This is a genomic window from Oleiphilus sp. HI0067 (genome assembly GCF_001635735.1).
The window spans coordinates 1-1,104 of record NZ_LWFI01000259.1 but is presented as its reverse complement, the minus strand read 5'-3'; the positions used below and the strand labels follow the sequence as shown (position 1 = coordinate 1,104).

Below are 1,104 nucleotides of genomic sequence, written 5' to 3'. Positions count from 1 at the left end.
TGGCGGTGAAACCTTCAAGAGAAGGTTCGTCAATTGGTGTATCAAAAGTGAGTGAGCAGTCTCAGCTAGATGCCGCTTTACAAAGTGCCTTAGCGCTTGATCAAGAAGTCATTCTTGAAGCGTGGGTAGATGGCAAAGAATTTACAGTCGGCATTTTAGGAGAAGAGACTCTTCCAGTTATTGGTCTGAAGACGACAGCGACGTTTTATGACTACGAGGCAAAGTATAAATCTGATGAAACTGAGTACTTTTTGCCAAGTCGTTTGAGTCCAGAAGATGAGCAACACATTGCGTCATTATCGCAACAAGCATTCGATGCCTTGGGATGTGAAGGTTGGGGTCGAGTGGACGTGATGCAAGATCGAAATGGCAAGTTTTGGTTATTAGAAGTGAATACGATTCCAGGGATGACTGATCATAGTTTGATACCTATGGCTGCAAGGCATAAAGGAATAGAAATGCCTGAGTTGGTAACAGAAGTATTAAAACAAACTTTGCATGTTGGAGGCTTAGCGTGAGTGCGGCAACCATGAGTAAATCCACAATGGATATGAAAGCAAAATCGAGTAGTACACGCCAAATATTGACAAATCAGGGTGTTTGGAAGGCTTATTGTGTTGCGGCGGCGCTGTCAGTATCAGTCGTCATATTTGCCTATTTCAGCGATCAGATTGCTGGGGTGGTTGATCAGCCAATAGAGCATTTCGAGGTGTCTAGTTCATTCAATGAGTTGAGTAAACATGATGTATCAAATGTGCTCGAACCTTTTATTGGGCAGAGTTTTTTCTCGATTGACATTCAGCAAATTCAAAAAGAATTAGAAGCCTTGGCATGGGTTGAATCTGCAGTGATTCATCGTAAATGGCCAAGTGCGGTTGGTGTGCAAATTCAAGAGCAAATTGCCGTGGCTAACTGGGGGCATGAGTCTTACTTAAATAGCAAAGGGGAAGTGTTTACTCCCTCAACAACTGAGCGAGCTGATGGCCGTCCATTATTTAATGGTCCTGAATCGGCAAGCTTAAGAACTCGAACAGAAATGCTTCCTTACATGGCCGACATTGAAAGCAGGTTAATGGCGTGGGGGCTTAGTGCTGACCAGTTAGT

Annotated in this window: 2 protein-coding genes; both read left to right on the top strand. The window is 43.7% G+C overall.

What is annotated here, in order from left to right:
• A partial coding sequence (locus tag A3739_RS03330; protein ID WP_156502309.1) for an ATP-grasp domain-containing protein occupies nt 1-518 on the top strand: 518 nt, incomplete at its 5' end.
• Nucleotides 515-1,104: cell division protein FtsQ/DivIB (locus A3739_RS03325; protein WP_156502308.1), on the top strand; the 590-nt coding region annotated here is incomplete at its 3' end. The genes A3739_RS03330 and A3739_RS03325, both read left to right, overlap by 4 nt.